19 protein-coding genes and 1 pseudogene are annotated in these 20589 nt (G+C 61.8%); 4 read left to right on the forward strand and 16 right to left on the reverse strand.

Annotation, left to right across the window (positions count from 1 at the left end; all coding sequences use genetic code 11):
* Window positions 1–5: 5 nt before the first annotated feature.
* The 4 genes from KWO_RS11545 to mads1 are packed head-to-tail and all read right to left on the reverse strand — an operon-like array spanning window position 6 to window position 6283.
* Window positions 6–1217: a GIY-YIG nuclease family protein gene (locus tag KWO_RS11545; protein ID WP_010378940.1), complete on the reverse strand. Its 1212-nt coding sequence runs from the start codon at window positions 1215–1217 to the stop codon at window positions 6–8.
* Window positions 1214–3253, reverse strand: a complete 2040-nt coding sequence (locus KWO_RS11550; protein ID WP_010378941.1) for a DEAD/DEAH box helicase — start codon at window positions 3251–3253, stop codon at window positions 1214–1216. Before KWO_RS11550 ends, KWO_RS11545 begins: the two co-directional genes overlap by 4 nt.
* On the reverse strand, window positions 3250–6024 hold the full coding sequence (locus tag KWO_RS11555; RefSeq protein WP_010378942.1) for a class I SAM-dependent DNA methyltransferase: 2775 nt from the start codon (window positions 6022–6024) through the stop codon (window positions 3250–3252). The genes KWO_RS11550 and KWO_RS11555 overlap by 4 nt, the downstream gene beginning before the upstream one ends.
* A gap of 58 nt (window positions 6025–6082) precedes the next feature.
* Entirely contained in the window at window positions 6083–6283 is a 201-nt protein-coding gene (gene mads1 / locus KWO_RS11560; protein WP_010378957.1) for a methylation-associated defense system helix-turn-helix domain-containing protein MAD1, read from the reverse strand.
* 329 nt (window positions 6284–6612) lie between these two features.
* Between mads1 and KWO_RS11565 the strand changes: the two genes are divergently transcribed.
* Complete coding sequence (locus KWO_RS11565) at window positions 6613–6981, forward strand: helix-turn-helix domain-containing protein (RefSeq protein WP_010378959.1); 369 nt, start codon at window positions 6613–6615, stop codon at window positions 6979–6981.
* Entirely contained in the window at window positions 6978–7337 is a 360-nt protein-coding gene (locus KWO_RS11570) for a helix-turn-helix domain-containing protein (protein ID WP_010378961.1), read from the forward strand. The genes KWO_RS11565 and KWO_RS11570 overlap by 4 nt, the downstream gene beginning before the upstream one ends.
* Before the next feature lie 245 nt (window positions 7338–7582).
* On the opposite strand, the gene KWO_RS11575 is transcribed toward KWO_RS11570, so the two are convergent.
* The 10 genes and pseudogenes from KWO_RS11575 to KWO_RS11620 form a co-directional block, all read right to left on the reverse strand.
* Complete coding sequence (locus KWO_RS11575) at window positions 7583–7813, reverse strand: type I toxin-antitoxin system ptaRNA1 family toxin (RefSeq protein WP_010378963.1); 231 nt, start codon at window positions 7811–7813, stop codon at window positions 7583–7585.
* A gap of 62 nt (window positions 7814–7875) precedes the next feature.
* Complete coding sequence (locus KWO_RS11580) at window positions 7876–8148, reverse strand: hypothetical protein (RefSeq protein WP_227479913.1); 273 nt, start codon at window positions 8146–8148, stop codon at window positions 7876–7878.
* A 2-nt stretch (window positions 8149–8150) separates the two neighbouring features.
* Entirely contained in the window at window positions 8151–9731 is a 1581-nt protein-coding gene (gene trbL, locus KWO_RS11585; RefSeq protein ID WP_017113203.1) for a P-type conjugative transfer protein TrbL, read from the reverse strand.
* Window positions 9728–9997 (reverse strand): entry exclusion lipoprotein TrbK, encoded by a 270-nt coding sequence (trbK, locus tag KWO_RS11590; protein ID WP_017113204.1) that lies wholly within the window; start codon window positions 9995–9997, stop codon window positions 9728–9730. Before trbK ends, trbL begins: the two co-directional genes overlap by 4 nt.
* A gap of 15 nt (window positions 9998–10012) precedes the next feature.
* Window positions 10013–10813, reverse strand: a pseudogene (gene trbJ / locus KWO_RS11595) (P-type conjugative transfer protein TrbJ).
* 154 nt (window positions 10814–10967) lie between these two features.
* Window positions 10968–11387: a type II toxin-antitoxin system VapC family toxin gene (locus tag KWO_RS11600; RefSeq protein WP_010373126.1), complete on the reverse strand. Its 420-nt coding sequence runs from the start codon at window positions 11385–11387 to the stop codon at window positions 10968–10970.
* Complete coding sequence (locus KWO_RS11605; RefSeq protein ID WP_010373123.1) at window positions 11388–11642, reverse strand: FitA-like ribbon-helix-helix domain-containing protein; 255 nt, start codon at window positions 11640–11642, stop codon at window positions 11388–11390.
* Window positions 11643–11709: 67 nt separating this feature from the next.
* Window positions 11710–13518 (reverse strand): TraI/MobA(P) family conjugative relaxase, encoded by a 1809-nt coding sequence (gene traI / locus KWO_RS11610; protein WP_017113207.1) that lies wholly within the window; start codon window positions 13516–13518, stop codon window positions 11710–11712.
* A 34-nt stretch (window positions 13519–13552) separates the two neighbouring features.
* Complete coding sequence (gene traJ / locus KWO_RS11615; RefSeq protein ID WP_010378981.1) at window positions 13553–13924, reverse strand: conjugal transfer transcriptional regulator TraJ; 372 nt, start codon at window positions 13922–13924, stop codon at window positions 13553–13555.
* Between the two features lie 786 nt (window positions 13925–14710).
* Window positions 14711–15813, reverse strand: a protein-coding gene (locus tag KWO_RS11620; RefSeq protein WP_100243780.1) for an IS3 family transposase whose coding sequence is annotated in 2 segments (ribosomal slippage) — window positions 14711–15555 and window positions 15555–15813 — 1104 coding nt in all. Because the reading frame shifts where the segments join, the coding sequence is not laid out codon by codon here.
* A 141-nt stretch (window positions 15814–15954) separates the two neighbouring features.
* On the opposite strand from KWO_RS11620, the gene KWO_RS11625 reads away from it, so the two are divergent.
* A complete protein-coding gene (locus KWO_RS11625) occupies window positions 15955–17001 on the forward strand; it encodes a hypothetical protein (RefSeq protein WP_020434441.1) in 1047 nt (348 codons plus the stop codon).
* 103 nt (window positions 17002–17104) lie between these two features.
* The gene (locus KWO_RS11630) at window positions 17105–17350 is read left to right on the forward strand and encodes a helix-turn-helix transcriptional regulator (RefSeq protein ID WP_026113189.1); all 246 of its coding nucleotides are present in this window, start codon (window positions 17105–17107) and stop codon (window positions 17348–17350) included.
* A gap of 92 nt (window positions 17351–17442) precedes the next feature.
* On the opposite strand, the gene KWO_RS11635 is transcribed toward KWO_RS11630, so the two are convergent.
* Both KWO_RS11635 and guaA read right to left on the reverse strand, forming a co-directional pair.
* On the reverse strand, window positions 17443–18645 hold the full coding sequence (locus KWO_RS11635; RefSeq protein WP_010382153.1) for a tyrosine-type recombinase/integrase: 1203 nt from the start codon (window positions 18643–18645) through the stop codon (window positions 17443–17445).
* A 306-nt stretch (window positions 18646–18951) separates the two neighbouring features.
* The gene (gene guaA / locus KWO_RS11645) at window positions 18952–20517 is read right to left on the reverse strand and encodes a glutamine-hydrolyzing GMP synthase (RefSeq protein WP_010382157.1); all 1566 of its coding nucleotides are present in this window, start codon (window positions 20515–20517) and stop codon (window positions 18952–18954) included.
* Window positions 20518–20589: the final 72 nt, after the last annotated feature.

Raw genomic sequence — 20589 nt, forward strand, 5'->3', positions numbered from 1 at the left:
TTCCATCATGGTTCATCCTTATAGTGAGTCCGCGCGTAGCCCACCAGTCGAGCGGTCTTCGGGTCATAGATAAACTCGGTAATCGATCCGTCTCGAATGCGCTGAACCGCCTCGTCGATCACATGAAGTGGCACTAGGAACCATTCCTCAGGCTGCACAGGGTGACCGAAGCGGTCGTTGATGGTGATGTTCAACCGCGCGGGCGCGAACAGTCTGTGGAACAGGTTCTCCATCCGGGTGCGGTTGATGCCCGCGAGCTTGTAGGTCGCCACCACTTCGACCTTCGCCAGCAGGTAGGTGGAGTCATGTTCGGCGTTGGCAATGCGCGTCTCCACCCTGCCCCCGGTCACGCCCACCTTGTGAATGATGTCGCGGTGCTGCGCGACATAGGGATGATCGGAGAGGGAGCGCAGGACGTAGATCGTGCCGCTTTCGACATCATCGGCCTCAAGCTCGCCGCCGAAGGAGAGTTGTCCACTATCGGGCGAGGCCAGCCGCCGCGCGGCGGGGTCGTTGTAGAACGCTCGCTGGAGCGAGCGCAGCAGCAGATTGCTTTCGGTGCCGTTGGAGAAGATGAGGCGCAGGCGGCGGTCCACTTCCCCGGCGGTGGTTTTCAGCGGCTCGCCGACCTCGGCAACGAAGAGCGTGATGCCATCGAGAACGAAAAAGTCCCCGGCCTCAATCGCGCGGCGGCCCGCCTCTATGGGCTGGGACTGGCGCAAGCCGGTCTTGACTTCCTTCGCTACGCGCTCGAACAGTGGCTTGAACGCCTCGAAGTCTTCGCAAGGCTTGCGATCCGCGATCTCCTCGGCGGCGCGCTTGTCGGCGCTGGTGCGGACATGGCGTAGAACCGTGATGTCGTCCGCGTCCGCTACGCCCGCCAGCTCGGCGGCCAGGTCGTCGATGTCGATGGCCTCATCCGCCGAAGCGGCAACGGTAGGCGCCCCGGCAAGCAAGCCCTGATGGTCCAGCGACTCCAGCAGGGCGCGGCAGTCCGGGAGCGCGCGCAAACGGTCCAGACGCACGGCGTAAAGGCGCTCGAATATGTCGCGGTCTTCACCGTGTTGCGGCGCACGGCCGTGCTTTTCGGTGAAGCGTTGGATTTCCTCGAAGCCCGCTATGACGCGCTCCTCATTGGCCGGCCGTCCGCCCTTCTTCTCACGCGGTGCGAACTCGGCAAGCTCCGCAGCGAGTTCGTCAAGATCGGAGTTACTCATAGCGTCCCTCCGCCTTGAAGCGCCGCGCCTTCGGCCATGCGTCGCTCCCAGGCATCCTGGGAATCGAGCGCCGGAATGCGGCCGCGCTCCTTCTTGAACTGAACGGCGCGAACGGCCATCTCCTTCGCCTCGTCCGGCGTCAGGCTCGTGCGCTTGGCCGAGATGGCCGCCGCGACCTGCTTCAAGCTGTCCTCGCTCATGGTCTTGGCGAGGATGGCGTAGGCTTCGCCAAAGGGGTTGATGCGGCCGATCAGGTCAATGTCCAGCTCGCGCACGTCCATCGCGAACCGGCGCACGCCGTCGATCAGCGCGGTGTTGGGTGATCCATCGCTCTCGCCTTCGGTGACAAGCCGCTTGGCTTGTTGCGTGAGGTTGAGGGCGGCGATGGCATGCTGGCGCACGGCCTCCTGATCTTCGGCGTCAAGCTCGGGATACTTGTCCTTGATGATCTTGCCCATGCGAACCTGCGTCAGCTCCTCGGGCACCAACTCCTCATCGAACAGGCCGCGCTCAATGGTGGGCTTGTCCTGCACGAAGGCCGCGATGACTTCGTTCAGGTCTTCCTGACAGATTCGCGCCGCCTCCTTGCTCTTGGGCTCGGCGATGCCCTTGATCTCGATTTGGTACGCCCCTGTCTGCTCATTGACGCCGACATTGCAGCGGTCCGAGTCGTAGCCACCCTCGCCGTAGTTAAAACCCGGCGTCGGGCCGCTGTCGGGGTTCTTGGGCTTGAACTCGAAGCGTGGAGCAAGAACCTGCTCCATCAGCAGGCTTGCCGCGATGGCCTTCAACGTATCGTTGACGGCCTCGGTGACAGCTTCCTCGGCTGCATCCGGCTCGGCGATCAGGTTGGTGAACCTCGCGCGGGTCTTGCCGGGCGCGTCGCGGGTAGCTCGGCCGATGATCTGCACGATCTCGGTCAGGCTGGCACGGTAGCCCACGGTCAGCGCATGTTCGCACCAAATCCAATCGAAGCCTTCCTTCGCCATGCCCAGCGCGATAATGATGTCCACATGGTCGCGGTTGTTCTTCTGCGCCGCGTCTTTGAGCGCGGCGGACACGCGGTCGCGCTTGGCGGCATCGTCATCGACGAGATCGGCGATCCGTAGCATGCGGCCATCGGGACGCTTGACGAGCTGGAAGCCGGTGGCGGCGTCGATGCCCTGCCACTCCCCCAGTGCCTCGATGATGTGTTCCACCTCGCGCATCTTGTCCTTCGTGCTCTCGCGCGAATTGACATTCGGGATGTGAATGATGGTCTTCTCGGCGGGATCGAGGACATTGAGGATGTCATCAACGTAAGACCCGCTGTAGAAGAAGTAGCCGATGTCGAGTTGCTTGAGGTACTCGTAGCCGTTGAGCTGCTCGTAGTAGGTGTAGGTGACGGTATCGAACTTCGACTCATCCTGCGGTGCGAGCACGGCCTCGGCGTCGCCACGAAAGTAGGAGCCGGTCATGGCAACGATGTGCGTCTTGCCCCGCGCGAAGAACTGCCCCAGGTGCAAGCCGAGCTTGTTGTCCGGGTTGGCCGAAACGTGGTGGAACTCATCGACCGCGATCAGTCGGTCGTCGAACGCCTCCACGCCGTAGGCATCGACCGCGAAGCGGAAAGTCGCATGGGTGCAGACCAGTACCTTGTCGTCACCTTCGAGGAATGCGCCGAGAGACTTGACCTTGCCACCGTTGTCGTTACCTGGCGCGTTGCACAGGTTCCACTTGGGTTCGACCTGCCAGTCGGACCAGAAGCCGTACTTCGACAGCGGCTCGTCGTTGAAGCTGGCACCGATGGACTTCTCCGGCACAACGATAATGGTCTGCTTGACGCCCTGGTTCCTGAGCTTGTCGAGTGCCACGAACATCAGCGCACGACTCTTGCCCGATGCCGGCGGTGACTTGATGAGCAAGTATTGCTCACCCCGCTTCTCGTAGGCCCGCTCCTGCATGGGTCGCATCCCAAGAGCATTGGCCTTGGTCGATGCGCCGTTGCGGGCGTAGGTGACAGAAACGGAGGGTACGGACTTGATCTTGTCGCTCATGCGTTGGCTCCCGCTTTGCGTTTCTTGCCCTTGGCCGGTGCAGCCGAAGCGGTCATCTTGGTGTAGAGGTCGAACAGCTTCTCAAGCCGCTCGGTGTCGTTCTTGAAGCGACGGCCGATGTAGATTCGCTCCAGCACTTCATCGTTGCGATCATGCGCCGCCCGCAGGTCGGCGGGCATGTTCTCAGGGTCGTACATGTCCGCGATGGTCGCAGGGAAGTGATGCTCCCGAGCCAGCAGGATGTCCTCCGCGCAGCGCGTGAGATCGGCCTTGTTCTTGTCAGTCAGCGTCGGTACGGGGAACGTGTTCCAGCCGATGGTGTTGGAGTAACGGTAGCGTGTTTCCAGCTTTCCGCAGACGGTGGCGATCCAGACCAAATGCAGACGGCTGGCGATGAACGCCATGTTCCATAGAGGGGCGTCGTAGAGGGCGAATGCGAGGTCGCTAACAATGGTGTCTGCGGTCACGAAACCCACGGGCAGATATTCGCGTGATTCGGAAGAAACTTTAGGAACAACGATTGCAGTTTCCTTGGCGGTTCCAGCAATTTGCACGAACCGATGCGGCTTCTTTGCGAAACCGCGCGTGGATTCAGCCGGCGAATTGCTGCGGTTTTCCACCACCAATTTCAACCGTTGCGCGATGAACTCGCTTGCGTTTGCTGCATCAACTTCATCATCCTCAATCCAGAAACAGTATCGGAGTTTGCCGTTGATCAATTCTTCTGAGCCGATAAAGCGTTTGATGAAAGGACGCGCCACCGCATCGTCGGCCATGACCTTTCTCGCCAAACCTGTGTCCATCAACAAGTTGCCACCATCGCGCGGCATGTTTCCAAACAGCATGACGGATTGCTCGCCAATCGAATCGTTGGCTTTTTGAACATAGGCTAAGCTATCAGGTACGAGATAGGGACCGATGGCAGTGCATTGCTTGAGCATGTCATCCTGATACAACCGTTTAGGCTGATTGGATTTTTTTCCCAAGCCGATGACTACGACGGTCACACCCGCATTGTGAGCAGCCAGATTGGCCCACTTAAACGAGGTGTGAGCGAAACGGATTTCACATCCGCGCTCAAAAGCGGCAGGCCATACCTCGCTGGCTTGCTGTCCTTGGCAAACGCTGTTGGTTGCAACGAAAGCAGCGACGGCATCCGGCACCTTGTCTGCGTAATCGAAAAAACGTGCAAACCAACCAGTCACGAAGTCGGTAGTCTTCGCCAGCTTGGGGTGCTTGGCCCAAGCATTCGCCAAATCAGCTTTCTGCTCGTCGCTTTGCCATTTGCTGCCCCTGTATGGCGGGTTCCCGCAGATGTACGTTTCCCCACCTTCATTCTGGAAGTCGATCTCAGCCTGGTCGAGCGGCGTCTCGAACAGATCATCCCCCTGCAACTTCACGTCAGTACCGGTGGGCGGACACACGCTCAACCAGTCCAGCCGGAGCGCGTTGCCGCAGGTAATCCAGTTCTCGTTGCGCAGGGGCAGGAACTCGGCCAGCGCCAGCTTTTGCCCTCGGTACAGCACGTCGCACTGGTACTCGGCGATGACCAGCGCAAGGCGGGCGATCTCCGCCGGAAAGTCGCGCAGTTCGATCCCGCGAAAGTTGGTGAGCGGGATTCCTGATGCACGATCCGGCTCGCCGCGCCGCTGGTTGATCTCGGCCTCGATAGCGCGCATTTCCTTGTAGGCGATGACCAGGAAGTTGCCCGAACCGCAGGCCGGGTCGAAGACCCTGATCTTGGCGATGCGCTTGCGTAGGTTGAGCAACATGCGGGCGTTATCGCCCGCTTCCTCCAGCTTCTCCCGCAGGTCGTCAAGAAACAGCGGATTCAGCACCTTCAGGATGTTGGGGACGCTGGTGTAGTGCATCCCCAGCTCACCGCGCTCCTCGTCCTCGGCGACGGCCTGGATCATGGAGCCAAAGATGTCCGGGTTGATCTTGATCCAGTCCAACCCGCCAACGTGCAGCAGGTAGGACCGGGCGATCTTGCTGAATCGCGGCACCTCGTCGCCGCCGGAGAACAACTGCCCGTTGACGTAGGGGAAGTCTTCGGCCCATCGGGGAACCTTGGCTGCGGCCCGGTCCTCGCGCTTGGTGTTCATCGTGCGAAACAGCGTGGCGATGACTTCATGCGTGTTGGACGAGTCTTTGGCGCTCATCTGAGCGATGGTTTCGGTGAAGCGCCCTTTGCCGACGAAGATGTCGGTGTCCTCGGCGAAGAAGCAGAAAATCAGCCGCGCCATGAGCTTGTTCATGTCGTGCCGACGCTCCGCCGTGCCCCATTCCGGGTTGTCCTTCAGCAGTTCGACGTACAGGCGATTCAGGCGGCTGGTGGCCCGGATGTCGAAGGCGTTCTCGCTGATCTGGCGGACGGTGCTGATGCCCGCCAGCGGCAGGAAGAAGCCGAAGTGATCGGGAAAGTCTTTGAAGGCGCAGGCGACTGTCTCGCCGCTGGTCAGGTCTTCGGCCTCGAAGTCCGTGCCGTCCGTAGCAAGGATGAACTTCGCCTTGGCCTTGGCCGTCGCAGGGCTGGCCTTGAGGGCGGCCAGCGTCTGCGTGACCCGCCCTGCGTCGCAGGTCAGGATGTGGATGTTGCTGGTCTGGAGAACACCGCCAAGATCGGACTTGTTCGACGCTCCCGCGCGCAGGCGTTTGATGGTGGTCGGCTTGTTGCCAAAGGCTTCGAGGAAGGCGTAGGGGAACTCTGCGGGGTCAAAGGGCCGCTCCGCAAGGTCGGTGATGGCCTGTTCGATTTCTACGGCGTTCATGGGCGTGCAGCCCCCTCTCGGGGCGAGGCCGCCTGGTTGCTATCGTTTTTCGGGGCGCTCATGTCTTGTCCTGCGTTTTCTCGGCTATTTGCGCGGCAATCCAGCGATCCAACTCGCTGCGACGAAACCGCCAGGTGCCGCCCAGCTTGAATCCCGGTATCTCCCCCTGCTGAGCCAGCCGGTAAACGGTCTTCTTCCCCGCCTTGAGGTAGACCGCCACTTCATCCAGCGTGAGGATTTCGCTATCAGGTTGGTTCATGTCAGGCGGCTCGCTTGGTGTCTCACGGCGAAGTTTTCCAAAGTTTGGCCAAGTTTACCATCTGATCCACCCAAATGAACCCCGAATCTCATGTGCGCAAAGCCATAGATTCGGCCGGCGCCATGCGTTGCGGCAGGCTCGCGGCACCAGCTCGATGGCAAGGCCATGTGCTTTAGCCACCAGGTCGTAGATGGTTTACGCCAAGAAGGTGGTCGGCGTGTCTTTTTCCGGGGAAAACACGCAACGTAGTACCCTTTGGCCTTCACAGCCGTGCTCTCTGTGGCCTCATCTGGATGAGACGGGCTAGGCAAATCAGCGTGAGGTGTGCGATGGGCAGGAAGGAAACCGAGGAAGCAATTGCAGACAGCCGCGCCGGCCGTGTCTCGGGGCGGTTCGCCACAGTCGCCGAGTTGCTGGCCGACCTGAACGCTGACGACACCCCGAACATTCAGCAGGGCAGCGCCAACGTCTATGCCGACCTGGGCTATCCCGACGCCGGCGAAATGCTGGTAAAGACCCGACTCGTCACCAAGATCGGCGAAGCCATCAAGGCGCGACAGTTGTCAGCCGAGCAAGCGGCTACGCTTCTCGGATTGACGCCGGCCGCGCTGCACGAGCTGCTGACCGGCCGCTTTCGCTCGCAATCGGTCAACGACCTAGAGCGCCTGGCATCCATGCTTGATGAGGCCAGCCGATGACAGGTTCGAAGAACCTGGAGAACTGGCTGCATGAGAAGGTCGGCCCGGCCTATGACGCCTTGAAGGCCGACCCGGCCCGCGCCGTCACGCCTGGCCAGGTGCGCTACACCCTGGCCGAGCTGCTGGCCGAGGCCGAAGCCGCCGGCGTGTATCCACTGCCACCGGAACAACGCGAATGGGTAGATGCGCCGGCCGTTGGCCGTGAGCTGACGCCTTTCGACCCGGCCGAGACGCTGACCTCGGCCGAGGCGATCAGCACCTTCCTGGCCGAAGCCGAGGCCACAGCCGACCCGGCCTATATCGAACACGCACAGGCCGTCGCAGCGCGGGCGAAGGCCATGCACGGCATCGAGTAGGAGAGCTGGCCAGCATCGCCATTCCTGGCGGTGCTGCAGCTCGACGTGCGCCGTTCTGGTGCGCTGGATCTCATCGCTAGAAACGACGATGCGAGATCCACGCCAAGGGAGAAGGCCAGAGCGGCCGTTATCGTCCGATCTGGCGATGCTCGAGCACGCCACCGCACATCGTCACCTTTGACGATGCAGGCCCGGAAATGACAAGGGCGGCAAATGGCCGCCCTTGCTGCTCCTGGTGCGCGTGCCTACGCGGCGCCGAGTGACTGCCGCACCGCGTCCAGGGCCTCGCGAAAGTCGGCAGGTGTCGCCTGGCCCGTCTCGGCCTGGTAAAACACGACCATGAAAGCGTTCGCCACGGCCTCGGCGAGCGGCCCGAGCTGCCGCGCCGCGTCCTGGTCTAGCCAGTCGAGCGCGGCGAGTTGCACGGCTGCATGATGAACGGCCTGCGTTGCATTGGTAGGATTCAGGGTTGCCATGATTCACCTCTCTAACAGGTGGGTTGTGGAAGTGTCGGCCGGCCCCACGCCGGCCGACGCGCTTATCGGCTGCCGGTGCCGTAGAAGCCGGCGGCCTCGGCCAGCGGCGTACTTCTCGCGCTGCTGCCGTAGCTGCTGACGTTGCCGCCCGACCTGGCCGCCAGCTTGGTGGCCTCAAGGACGGGCGGAGCAGGTCGATCAACAAAGGCCGCAACTTCTGCCGCCGGGTCTGCATCAGACGATTGATCGTCGACCGGCTCAGCCACAACCGCCTGCGTCTGGCGCTGTTCGGCAGCGGCAAGGTCCAGGCAGTCGAAAAATCCTCTCGGCGTCATCGTCATACCTCCTTGTCGCGGTTGGCGAACGCGGCCACTTCATCATCAGGATCAGCAGCAGCCGAATCGACCCCTGCCAGGCTGTTGCCGCCGAAGCTGGACACATCCTCGACCGCCTGGTCTGTCTGGCTGCTCGCCCGGATCGCGGCGGCGATCTTCCCGCCGGTGGTGTCGGCGATGCGTTCGGCGGCGGCGTCGCGGATGCTGGCCGCCTTGGCCTTCGCAACGTCGCCAATGCCTTGCGCCAGGTTCGCAGCCGTCGCAGCGACAAGGCCTCCCGCACCTCGGCCGGCTTGGCCGCCGGCGTCGCTGCCGCCGCCATCACCGCTACCCTTCGAGCTGGAGCCGGCTTTGTCGCCGCCCCTCGATTCGCCGCCGCTGCTGCCCGAACTGCTGGAGCTTCCAGAGCTGTAAAAGCCGGCCGCCTGGCCGAGCGGCGTACTTGTGCCGGCACTGGAACCGCCGCCACCAAAGCCCGCCGCCTGCGCGAACGATCCAGCATCGGAATCACCGCCAGCACCACCACCAAACATGGGCACTCCGCCCGATTCGCCACCGGCGCTAGCCCCTGCTTTCTCGAACGCCGCCTTAATCGCCGACATGCCGCCGGCGGCCGAGGCCGCACCGCCCATCACGGCCGCGCCAGCCACGCTGGCCGCTCCGGCGGCCATACTCGCCGCGCCCATAGCCGCACCGATGGCGGCACCTGCACCGAAGTTGCCAATGCCGCCAGCGCCACCGATCCCCGGGCCGGTAATGATGCCGGCGACAAGCGGGGGCACACGATTGACCAGCATGAGCAACGCCACGCAGAAAACCAGCATCACGCCCAGCTCTTCAAAGTTCAGGGTGCCGGTGTTCATCCTGGCGTAGAAGCTGGAAAGCAGGTCGTTCCCGATGCCGACCAGGAGCACCATCGTCATGATCTGCACGGCCACGCCCAGCACGGTCTTGTAGTAGTTGATCGCCATGTCGGAAGTCCAACGGCTTCCACCGAAGCCGAGGAAGAAGATTCCGGCGTACATCAGCAGCCAGCCCGATACGAGCAGCAGCAACATATTCACGGCGACAACAGCCAGCAGGATCAGGATGCCGACGCTCAAGGCCACGCCGGTGAAGCTATCCACGGGCGACCAGATCGACGAGTTCGTGAATGCCTGTTTCAAGATCATGAAGCCAATATCCACGATGCCCGAGGGTGTCACCGATGCCACCCCGGACGCCTGCTCACCAAGCCGGGCCAGTGACTGGATGATCGAGTTGCCGAAGGTCGGGCCATAGCGCAACAGCCAGAGGAAGAAGCCGAAGAACAGGATGAACCTGATGAACTCGGCGAAGAACTCGCCAATGTCGGCCTTGCGCAGCGCCATGAAGCCGAACGTGAAAACCAGCGAGATCGTGCCCAGCGTCCAGAACAGGAACATCGCGGCATTCATCACCACCGTCTGCCAGGACGTGGCCCGCGTGGCGAACTCCGTCACCACCTGGTCAAGCATCCCCTGGTTGGTGAGCTGGGCCGATGCGGCGGTGGAGTAGAGCGCGATGGCGACGCCGATCAGCGCCGCCTTGTGCAGTGCTTTCATGGCTTCACCTCCTTCTGGTCTTTCGGGTCGGCCAGTTCGAGCCAGTTCATCGGCTTCTCGGTCGGCGCGATGCCGCCGGCGGCCGGCGACCGGCGCGAGCACAGCCCGGCGAATTTCTCGCGCGTGGCCCTATCCTCGATCTTCGTGATCGCCTCAATCTGGCAATTGGTGTCATTGACCTCGGGCATGGGCGGGATGGCTGGCTTGTTGTCGCAACCAGCCACCAGCACCACCACGAGGCCGGCAAGCAGCATCGTTTTCTTCATGGTGCAGGGCCTCCGTCAGCGGGTCAGTTCGAGCCAGTTTCTTGGGTTGGCCGTGCGCTCGATCCTGGATTCCCTGGAAGTCGCGCCGGCGGCCTGTTGTTGCGCCTCGACGTCGGCCTGCGCCTGCATCCTGGCGGTCGCGGCGTTCTGCTGTGCGATCAGCAGGCCACGGATTTGCAGGAGCTGGTTTGCCTGGTTGGCGGCGAGCTGGTTGGCGTAGCCGATGGCCTGCATCTGCCCGGTCGCGCCCTGCGCGGCGGACTGGAGCCGTTCGAGCTGGCGAGCATCGGCGGAAAGGTTGCGCTGCTGTTACTCCAGGCCCTTGAAAAGCGCGTCGTTCGCCTTCTTCTGACTCTCACTCGCCAGGCTGCGGTTTTGCTCCATCGCGGCGCGCTCGGCATCCGAGCACCCGGCGGCCGAGAAGCACGGCGAACCACGATAGTAGGCCACGTCCTGGAACTTGCCCAGGTAGTTGTCGAGACTGCCGAGCTGGTTCTTGTAGTAGTCCAGCGTGTTGACGGCATTCATCAGCCCGTTGATGGTGGACTGAGCCTGATCCCAGATATAGGCCGCCGGGGCCATCGTGTTTTGCAGCATGTTTTCGTACTGCTGCAATTGGGTCTGGTACTGCTCGATCTGCTTGAGCGTCTGCGCCACCGACTCGATGGCCGTCATGACGTTCTGCACCAGGTTGCCGCCGTCGATGACGGGGATGCCGGCCTGCGCCGGGGTGATGATGATGCTGCCGGCCAGGACGGCAGCGAGCGCGGTTTTAGCCGCTAAAAAACGGACGTGCTGCATGGTCGCAATCTCCATTCGATGAAAGAAAGGCAATGCCTTGACCAAGCTCGCGCTTGCCCACGGCAAGGTTTCATCGAAGAGCTACGCCACTAGCTAATCGGTATCGCCCTTGGCACTGAGGCCCGGACTTCGGTGATTCTGTTCTCGGCCCTTACGGCTGTCCCTGGCCCTATACATCCTCCCAAGGGTTGATGACATTCACGCCAGCCGCTTCATAGGGCGATGTGTCGCGCGATGCCACGATGAAGCCCCGCGAGGCTGCAACGGCCGCGATGTAGCCGTCTGGCGTCGGGAAGCCGCGCCCGCCGTTCTTGGCCGTCACGGCCAGGTCGGCATAGTGGCGCGCTGCATCCGTATCGAACGGCAAGACCCGATCCTTGAACAGTTCCAGCAGCTCGGTCAGAGCGCGGTCGAGCATGTTCTTGCGCTTGCCCGCCGGCAGCGCCCGGATGCCAAACAGCAACTCGGCCAGCGTGACGCTGGACAGGTACAAGGTTTCCGCCGCTTGGTCGTTCAGCCAGGCCCTCACGGCCGCGTCCGGCTCCGGCTTCATCGCCTCTGAAACGACGTTGGTATCCAGGACGATCATTCACTCGAAGCTCAACGGTTTGGCCGGCGTCTTGTCGCGCACGCTCTCGAACACGGCGAAATCCTCATTGGTCAGCCCGATCTTGCGGCCGATGGCGGCTAGGGCTTCACCCACACGCACGCGCTTCTCCGGCTTGACCACGGCCGCCAGAATCTCGCGCACCTCCGCTTCCGTACTGCGGCCATGTTGGGCCGCCCGCACGCGCAAAGCGCGATGCACGTCATCCGGCACATTCCTTACAGTCAGAATTGCCATAATTCAAAACCTCTCATTTGCTTTCCATGACTGCAATCATAGAACTATGCAGTCACCCATGCAAGTATCAAACGCCGCGCCCCTTCCTACCCTGGCGTTTCGCCTTCTTGGCTTCCATCTGCGCCCGTAGCCGCGCCTCGCGCTTCTCCAGCTCGGACGGTGCCAACTTCTGCATCTTGGCCACTGGCGGAGTCGGGATATGGGCGGCCTGAGTCAGCCGCTGGGCCCTACCCTCGATGTGCAGGCTGTCGAGCTGGCCAAGCGTGCACAGGCCGTGCCGGCGATGTGGCGGCGGTTCCTGGCCGACTGCCGACACACTCGGCCGGCGCTTGACCTGTGCCTTGGTGACCTCGGCCTGCCGCCGGCTCTCCAGGGCCGGATCGGCGAACGTGATGGGAAGCTGAGCATCCACGGCCGCCCGGATCACGGCGGCCTTGAACTCCACGCTGCCTCTGACGGTGATGCGCTCGCCGTAGCGTTCCATCGCTAGGCGCAGCGCTGCCACGACGCCGGCGCGGCCGGCCTGGCTGGATACGGCCAAGCGCTCGCCGTCATCGCGCACGGCCGAGCTGCCGGCGCGGTAGATGATCGTGCCCTTCTTCGTGATGTTGTCGATCGCCGGGGCATGGCCGGGCTTGGCGGGGCCGTTGCCCTGGATGGTGTCGCGTTTGAGGCCCTGGGCCGCCTCGCGGGCGCGCAGCGCATCGAGCGCCTGGCCGTCGCCGGCCTGGGCTTGGTGCTTGAGCCAGTCAGCCCAAGTGCGCCGGCTGTGCGCTTGGTAGATCGCCGTCCGCTCCTGGTCGTAGCGCTTGTGGATCGTCTCCAGATCGGTCCGCAGCGCGGCGCTGGCCTGGCTGTAAAGCAGCCGCTTGGTCAGCCGGCCGTCTGTCAGGTGTTTGATCGCCGCCCGTCTGGTGGTCGCCGCCTTCTTGGCGTTCTCGACGGCCCGAACCTTCCGGCGCTTCGCCTCCGTCAGCGCGCCGGCCCTGGTGGCCGTGAGGTGCTGCTGTGCCTCCTTGTACCGGGCGTACAGCTCGACGGTGTTCACGCGCAAGCGGATCGGGTCTTTCTGGTACTGCCGCTTCGCTTTGGTTCGTGTCTGCCGTTCGGGCGCAGCCTCGAACGGGCCAAGCCGGGCCTCCAGCTTCGGCTTGGAAAGGTCGCGCGCTAGGGTGCTCGCCTTGACCATCGTTCCGTCGCCGGCCTCGATCACCAGGCCGTTCGCACGCTCGCGCAGTTCCAGGCCGTTGTCGCGCATGACCTGGTGCAGCTCCTGCCAGGACTGCGCGCCCTTGATCTCGTCCAGGCATTCCCGCTTGATCCAGCCGACCAGGCTTTCCACGCCCGCGTGCCGCTCCATGTCGGCCGCCCTGCCCTCGGCACCGCGCTGGCGTGGTTCGTGGTTGTCCCGCTCCAGCCCGTAGTCGCGCTCCAGGGTCGTGCAAAGCTCGGCCAGCGCCCGATGCGAGTAGTACGGCTCGTGCATCGTGTTCCGGGTCGGGTGAATCTTGTTGATGGCGATGTGGATGTGCAGGTTGTCGGTGTCGTCGTGAACGGCACTGACGCGCTGGTGTTCGCCATAGCCCAGCCCGCCGCAGATTCGTTCCTCAATCGCCCGCAGGGTGTCAGCGCTGGGCTGCTCGCCGGCCCGGAAGCTGACGATCAGGTGATAGGTCTTGTCGCCCTTGGCCCGCGTGTTCGTGTGCTGGGTCGCCAGAACCTCCGTGATGGCGTCCTGCACGGACACGGCATCGCAGTTCGTGATCTGCACCTGGCCCAGCCGGTGATCCTTGCTCTGCGCGTCGGTGACGTAGTTCACCAGGCCGGCGAAGTCGGACTTGCCCAGCGAGCGCATGGGTACGTGCTTGGCGATCATCGGCCGGCCCCTGGCTTTTTAGCCGCTAAAAAGCTCAAGGCTCGGCCCTCGGCTGCACCACCGACTTCATGAGCCGGCTCATTTCGTCCTGGGTGGCTTCGATCCGGCCCAGCAGGGCAAGGATCGTGGCGTCACCGAAGCGGGCCGTGCGCGGGTCGTCGGTCAGCCATAGCTTGAGCAAGCCGCCCAGCCGGCCAAGGTCACCATTCACGCGCACCAGCTCGCGCACGTATTCGTAATCCATGACGCCCTTGATTTGGTAGCCCTGGCCCACGTCGCGCAGGTAGCGCGCCACGCTAACCCCGGCCCTTTTGGCGTTCGCCTCGATCAGTTCGCGCTCTTCAGGAAGGCAGTACACCTTGATGGGCGAGCTGCTCTTCCGCGTGACTCTCTTCTCGTCGTCCATTCGCTCTCCAGCCGGCGGTAGTCAGCAGCCTCGCAGAGCAGGATGCCCCGTTGAGCGCCCCCGGCGCGAATAAGGGGAAGTGAAGAAGGACAACCCGCTTGCGGGTGGGCCTACTTCACACATCCTGCCCGCAGTTCAGCCCCGAATCTCCCACGTACGGAAGTTGGAAAAGACCGCTATTTCTCTGCAATCGCTCTGTAACCGACATGGAACCGGGAGAATCGGCCTAAATCGGGAAGAAATCGGGGTGAAATCGAGTTCCAGTAGTGGGGAAATAGCGTTCTTTCCTTGCGGTCTCCGCTTGCTATCCACGCACTGAATACAAGGCCTTCCACGCTCTTTCCGCCCAGTGCGCGGCTGGCGCACGAGCCGCACAGCCAGTTGCCGTTCGATCTTTGTCGCCATGTCCGTAAACCTCCGTTATCAACTGAACTACTCCGAAGGTTACGGAGAGCCGGCCCGCACAACATTCCAATAATTGGCCGAAATGGTTGACATCGCGCCGATGACACAGGCACGCCTATCGAAACAGGGATGACAGACCATTAGGCATGGAAAGTTGAACGCCAAGAGGGAGAGGCCGGAAGAATCCCCGGCGCTCGGCCCCTCAAGTGTCAAAGAGCGGATTGCATCGTCAGAAGCGGCGATGCGAGATCGAGCACCGGGGTCCGTCATCGTCAGAACTGGCGATGGGGCCCCTCGGGGCATCGTCGGATGTGGCGATAGTCGACCGTGGCCCGGACATGACCAGCCCCGACGTCCCCCCGCCCTGAGTAGCGGCCGCGTTTAGAGTCCGGGGTTGATGATATCGGTGTTTGCCAGATGTTGGGCATAAGCGGACGGCGTCATGCCGCCAATTGCGTTCTTGGGTCGGTCCTCGTTGTATTCGCGTCGCCAGCGTTCGATCTCATTGCGTGCATGCAGCAGCGTTGGGAACCAGTGTTCGTTGAGGCATTCGTCGCGCAGCCGGCCGTTGAACGATTCGACGTAGGCGTTCTGGTTTGGTTTGCCCGGCTGGATGAGCCGTAGCTGCACACCCCGGTCATGCGCCCAGGCAACCATCGCTTTGCCGCAAAACTCCTTGCCGTTGTCGGTGCGGATCACCTGCGGCAGGCCGCGACTGTGTGCCAACCGATCCAGCACGCGCGCAACGCCGTGCCCGGAGATCGCGCGTTCCACCTCGATGGCGACCGCTTCGTGCGTTGCGTCGTCCACGATCACCAGACACTTGATCACTCGGCCGTCGGCGGAGCGGTCGAACACGAAGTCCATCGACCACACCTGGTTGGCCTGCGCTGGCCGCAGCAGCGGCTGACGCTCGCCAACCGGTACCTTCTTGCGCTTGCGGTGCCGCACTTGTAGCTGCTGCTCGCGATACAACCGCTCCACGCGCTTGTAGTTCACCAGGCGTCCTTCCTGTCGCAGCTTGAGATAGATCATCCCCACGCCGTAGCGGCGATGGCGATGCGCCAACGCAAGAATGCGCTCGCGCAGTTCGCCATTGCGGTCTTGGCGTGGGCAATAGCGCAGCGCGCTGGCGCTCATGCCAATCGCCGCCAAGGCACGACGCTCGCTAGCACCACGCCCGATCCACTCGCGCACCAGCGCACGACGCGCCGGTGCGCTCACCACTTTTTTCGCAACGCATCCTTGATCAGGTCATTCTCGAACAACTGCTCGGCCAGCAACCTCTTTAGCCGCGCGTTCTCGGCCTCAAGGTCCTTGAGCCGCTTGGCGTCGGGCACGCTCATGCCGCCGAACTTGCTGCGCCACAGATAGTACGAGGCCTCACTGAAGCCATGCCGCCGGCATAAGTCCTTGATCGCTATGCCCGCTTCGGCTTCGCGCAGGAAGCCGATGATCTGCTCTTCGGAAAAACGCTTCTTCACGTCCAATCTCCTTGGGGTAGGGAATTGGACTCCAAACTGAGGTGCTACTCAAAATTGGGGGGACGTCGCCTCCGTTATCAACTGAATTGCAACGAAGGTTACGTAGCACCCGGCTTGATTGAAGCCTATTTGTTGTCGATAATGGTTGACATGGACAGCGAAGAAGACGCGCAGAAACGCCTTGGCCCTTACTACATTGCCATCTGGGAAGGATGCGCCCCTGGCGTTTCTCAGGCTATCAAAGACTTTCGCGAACGCTGGAAGCCATACTCCATATCCTCGAGACGCTACCCTATCTGGCGACTGATCTACGAAGTGATCGACCCCGCCGTGGGCGCGTACTTGGCCACTCTACCGGCACGCTATTCTGGCTATGTCCCCGGCGCGGGAACAGGAGTCGGCGTCAGCGCAATCATTCGACTGGTCGGGTTTGATGCGATGGTTCGTATGCAACGGCAGTTGCTACGCCAGTTCATCAAGACGGAAGACAAGCAAACCGCCAGAGATCAACGCTTTGTTGCCTCGTTCGAATCATTGATCGACTTGGTTAGTGACTGCGGCCGAAAGCGTCCAAAGACCTCAACTGCCGTCAGGGGCGTCAGTCTCAATGCAGAACGTAAACACGGCTTTTGCGATCTCTGCGGAAATCTTTCGGAGTTTTCGGCCTTCATGGCCATAGTCGCCGAGGAGAAGGTCAATGATGTGGAGCTTGAAAACCGCAAGAAGCTTGAACTCAGCCATCAGTATTGCAACAAGCATCGTCCCAAACTTCCGAATGGCGAATGGAACCCTGTGTACAGACAAGCGAAGCGGTCGCTCAGTCAGTTTGAAGTCGAAGTAGCGAGGCTCAGCCGCCAATGCGCCAAGCCATCCTCACCACAGGCAGCGGCGTCGGGCGATCCGCTGGTAGATAGCTACTACTATCGGTATTTGCTGCACAAGGGAGCGCAGCCGACAGACAAAGCCGCGCTGCGCAATCTGGCCCGGTTGATGGTGGACAAAAAGCTGTCGGACACCAAGAAAAAAATGCTGGTTCTTCTACATTCCGGGTTCAATCAGTCAGTGATCGCAAGCAAGTTGCAAGGCCATGGACAAAAAACCCTGACCCGCCAAGCGGTATCTAAAGCACTGGCATCGATTTCCGAAGTATTTGACCTGAGGAAACCCAATAAGCACTTCGTTTTTTGACCCTCATCTTGTCAACCATAATAGCCAACAATTGATCCGACTCAACCTGCTTCGCCAGGCACCATCAGGCACATGTTCGCAAGTGACTGAAAGAGGCCAGGAGATGCAGGCAACGACAAGCAAGACGCTCATCAACCGCAAGAAGCTATTGGCGATGATCCCGCTGTCTGAGCGCACGATTTTCAACATGGAGCAGCGCGGGGAGTTCCCGCGCCGGATCGCACTCACCAGCCGAAACGTCGCCTGGGACTTGGCAGAGGTCGAGGAATGGATCGAGGCGCGCAAGTCATCGGGCACCCAGGCCATGCGGCCGGGCTTCATTCAGACGGTCGAAGCCGCCACTTTTTAGCAGCTAAAACGCCGCGCCCCTCATGTGTCAATGACACCCGAAGCCATACCTCGATGCTCGGGCGACACCGCTGAATTCGCTCTCCTCCTGACCTACGCCTTCGGCCGTTTCAGCGTCCATTCGTCGATCATGTCCGCCCAGTCCTGCAACATCGCCGTGCGCTGCTCGCGATACTCGGCCTTGTTGTAGACGGCTCTGACGCCCTTCTGTTCGTGGGCAAGGCACTTCTCGATCCAATCGGTGTTGTAGCCAGCTTCGTGCAGTAACGTGCTGGCCGTGCGCCGCAAGTCATGTGGCCCGAACTTAGCGAGCGACTTCCCTTCCTTCTGCGCCAGCCGATACGTCAGCGTCAGCACCTGGTTTAGCGTGGCGCTGCTCATGGGCAAGTCCGAGTCATACCGCGACGGCAACACGTAGTCCGATCCGCCAGCAAAGGTCTTGAGGGCAATGAAGATGTCCAGCGCCTGCCGGGACAGGAACACCAGGTGCGGATTGCGTCGCTTCATCCTCTCCTTCGGGATGGTCCAAAGCGCCTCGCTGAAGTTGATCTCGTTCCAGGTCGCGTTGGTCAGCTCGCTCTTGCGCACCATCGTCAGCAGCAACAACTTGGCGGCAGCCCGAATGGATGGCGTTGTGCCGATGCGCTCCATGTACTGATACATCAGACCGATCTCGTCGGGCGTCAGCGCACGGTCGCGCGGCTCGAACTTGGCGATAGTCGTCGGCCGCACCAGCTCTGCCGGGTTCTCGACCCTCTGGCCGCGCTCGATGGCCCAGCGAAAGACCTGCAACATCACCTCGCGAGCATGCACTGCGGTCGCCGGTGCACCGCGCTCCACGATGGCATCGGTCAGCGCCCGCAAGTCCTCGTGGGTGATCTCCACCAGCTTCTGGTTGCTGAATTTAGGCTTCAGCTCGCGCTCGTAGATCGAACGGCGCATGTCGCGGGTGGAGTCAGCCATCTGGTAGCCGCGCAGCCACTTTTCCGCCCACGCCCCGAACGTCTCCGCATCCTTGACGCGGGCCTTGTTCCGCGCCTTCTCTTTGGCCGGCGACTTCCCGGCCGCGATCATCTTCTTGGCCTCGCCCAACCGCTCGCGGGCTTCCGCAAGGGTGATGCCGCCAACGCCATAGCGGCCGAAGGTGATGGTCTCCTGCCGGCCGTGGATCGAGTAGTTGTAGCGGAACGAGATCGCCCCGGCGGGCGTGACGGCCACATAGAGGCCGTCACGGTCGTTTTCCTTGTAGAGCTTGTCCCTCGGCTTGAGGTTACGCAGCTTGGTATCGGTCAGCATGGTTCTCACCCTGATTCGGCTCAAATACCATGATCTGGAACCAGTCCATTCTGGCGTAAAAACGCAATAAAATCATTGCGTTAAGAAAGATAAATACCATGAGCACCAGAAAGTTGGCTACATGGTATCGATGGCATCTCATGGCATCGAAGCATTCAATGCCATTCATCGTGCCATGAAAAAACGGTGCTTGGCGATGCCAAAGATTGCCTGACAGTGCCGAACAAAATCACAAAAAAGCCCGCAATGACGCGGGCTTAGGAATGTTTTGGTGCCACTCAGTGCCAGCCGATGCCAGACGCCGGATCATTCCCATTCAATCGTCGCTGGCGGCTTGCCGGAGATGTCGTACACCACCCGCGAGACGCCGCGCAGTTCGTTGATGATGCGGTTGCTCACGGTGCCGAGGAAGTCGTACGGCAAATGCGCCCAATGCGCGGTCATGAAGTCGATGGTTTCCACCGCACGCAGCGCGATCACCCATTCGTAGGCACGCGCGTCGCCGACCACGCCCACTGACTTCACCGGCAGAAATATCGCGAACGCCTGGCTGGTCTTGTCGTACAGATCAGCCTTGCGCAGCTCATCGATAAAGATCGCATCGGCCTTGGCTAGCAGTTCGGCGTATTCGCGCTTCACTTCGCCCAGAATGCGCACGCCCAGGCCAGGGCCGGGGAACGGGTGGCGATAGACCATGGTGCGTGGCAGGCCGAGTTCGACACCGAGGCGGCGCACTTCGTCCTTGAACAATTCGCGCAACGGTTCGACCAGGCCCAGCTTCATGTGTTCCGGCAAGCCACCGACATTGTGATGGCTCTTGATCACGTGCGCTTTGCCGGTTTTACTGCCGGCCGATTCGATTACGTCCGGATAAATCGTGCCCTGCGCCAGCCATTTGGCATTGGCCAGCTTGTTGGATTCTTCGTCGAAGATATCCACGAACAGGTTGCCGATGATCTTGCGTTTGGCTTCCGGGTCGCTGACGCCTTCGAGCTTGGCGAAGTAGCGATCGGACGCATTGACGCGGATGACCTTGACGCCCATGTGCTCGGCGAACATCGCCATCACCTGGTCGCCTTCCTGCCAGCGTAGCAGGCCGGTATCGACGAACACGCAGGTCAGCTTGTCGCCGATCGCCTTGTGCAGCAGTGCGGCTACCACCGACGAATCGACGCCGCCGGACAGGCCCAGGATCACTTCGTCATCGCCCACCTGCGCACGCACACGTGCAATCTGGTCGTCGATGATATTGGCTGCGGTCCACAGCGTCTGACAGCCGCAGACATCGACCACGAAGCGACGCAGCAAGGTCTGGCCTTGCAAGGTATGCGTCACCTCCGGGTGGAACTGCACGCCGTACCAGCGCTTGTCTTCGTTGGACATCGCCGCGACCGGAATGCGGTCGGTCGTGGCGGTAACGGTGAAGCCCGGCGGCACCTGCGACACGTGGTCGCCATGGCTCATCCACACATTCAAACGCGCAACGCCGGCATGATCGGTGAGGCCGGCGAACAAGGCATCGGCCGCCACCACATCCACTTCGGCATGACCGAATTCGCGCTGATCTGCGGCTTCCGTCGCACCGCCCAACTGCGCGGCGAGTGTCTGCATGCCATAGCAGATGCCGAACACCGGCAGGCCACTATCGAACACTTCCTGCGGCGCCACCGGTGCGCCTGGCAACGTGGTCGATTCCGGGCCACCGGACAGGATGATGCCCTTGGCGCCGAAGCCGGCAATCTCCGACGGATCGTGATCCCACGCCCAGATCTCGCAATAGACCCCGATCTCGCGGATACGCCGCGCAATCAGCTGGGTGTACTGCGCGCCGAAATCGAGGATGAGGATCTTGTCGGTATGGATGTTGGTCATTGAAGGCCGGGAATCGAGAATCGGGATGAGGGAATCGCAACAGCAAACGCGGCGCCGACCGCTATCGGACGA

Source organism: Xanthomonas vasicola pv. musacearum NCPPB 4379 (genome assembly GCF_000277895.2).
GTDB classification, from domain to species: Bacteria; Pseudomonadota; Gammaproteobacteria; order Xanthomonadales; family Xanthomonadaceae; genus Xanthomonas; species Xanthomonas vasicola.

What these genes read in the sequence shown, in the direction of transcription:
- KWO_RS11580 (WP_227479913.1), bottom strand. Translation starts at nt 8,148, where the DNA reads ATGACGCCGAGAGGATTTTTCGACTGCCTGGACCTTGCCGCTGCCGAA.
- guaA (WP_010382157.1), bottom strand. Translation starts at nt 20,517, where the DNA reads ATGACCAACATCCATACCGACAAGATCCTCATCCTCGATTTCGGCGCG.
- KWO_RS11635 (WP_010382153.1), bottom strand. Translation starts at nt 18,645, where the DNA reads ATGCTGACCGATACCAAGCTGCGTAACCTCAAGCCGAGGGACAAGCTC.
- trbK (WP_017113204.1), bottom strand. Translation starts at nt 9,997, where the DNA reads ATGAAGAAAACGATGCTGCTTGCCGGCCTCGTGGTGGTGCTGGTGGCT.
- KWO_RS11565 (WP_010378959.1), top strand. Translation starts at nt 6,613, where the DNA reads ATGGGCAGGAAGGAAACCGAGGAAGCAATTGCAGACAGCCGCGCCGGC.
- KWO_RS11625 (WP_020434441.1), top strand. Translation starts at nt 15,955, where the DNA reads ATGGTTGACATGGACAGCGAAGAAGACGCGCAGAAACGCCTTGGCCCT.
- KWO_RS11630 (WP_026113189.1), top strand. Translation starts at nt 17,105, where the DNA reads ATGCAGGCAACGACAAGCAAGACGCTCATCAACCGCAAGAAGCTATTG.
- KWO_RS11605 (WP_010373123.1), bottom strand. Translation starts at nt 11,642, where the DNA reads ATGGCAATTCTGACTGTAAGGAATGTGCCGGATGACGTGCATCGCGCT.
- trbL (WP_017113203.1), bottom strand. Translation starts at nt 9,731, where the DNA reads ATGAAAGCACTGCACAAGGCGGCGCTGATCGGCGTCGCCATCGCGCTC.
- traJ (WP_010378981.1), bottom strand. Translation starts at nt 13,924, where the DNA reads ATGGACGACGAGAAGAGAGTCACGCGGAAGAGCAGCTCGCCCATCAAG.
- KWO_RS11600 (WP_010373126.1), bottom strand. Translation starts at nt 11,387, where the DNA reads ATGATCGTCCTGGATACCAACGTCGTTTCAGAGGCGATGAAGCCGGAG.
- traI (WP_017113207.1), bottom strand. Translation starts at nt 13,518, where the DNA reads ATGATCGCCAAGCACGTACCCATGCGCTCGCTGGGCAAGTCCGACTTC.
- KWO_RS11575 (WP_010378963.1), bottom strand. Translation starts at nt 7,813, where the DNA reads ATGGCAACCCTGAATCCTACCAATGCAACGCAGGCCGTTCATCATGCA.
- mads1 (WP_010378957.1), bottom strand. Translation starts at nt 6,283, where the DNA reads ATGAACCAACCTGATAGCGAAATCCTCACGCTGGATGAAGTGGCGGTC.
- KWO_RS11550 (WP_010378941.1), bottom strand. Translation starts at nt 3,253, where the DNA reads ATGAGCGACAAGATCAAGTCCGTACCCTCCGTTTCTGTCACCTACGCC.
- KWO_RS11555 (WP_010378942.1), bottom strand. Translation starts at nt 6,024, where the DNA reads ATGAACGCCGTAGAAATCGAACAGGCCATCACCGACCTTGCGGAGCGG.
- KWO_RS11570 (WP_010378961.1), top strand. Translation starts at nt 6,978, where the DNA reads ATGACAGGTTCGAAGAACCTGGAGAACTGGCTGCATGAGAAGGTCGGC.
- KWO_RS11545 (WP_010378940.1), bottom strand. Translation starts at nt 1,217, where the DNA reads ATGAGTAACTCCGATCTTGACGAACTCGCTGCGGAGCTTGCCGAGTTC.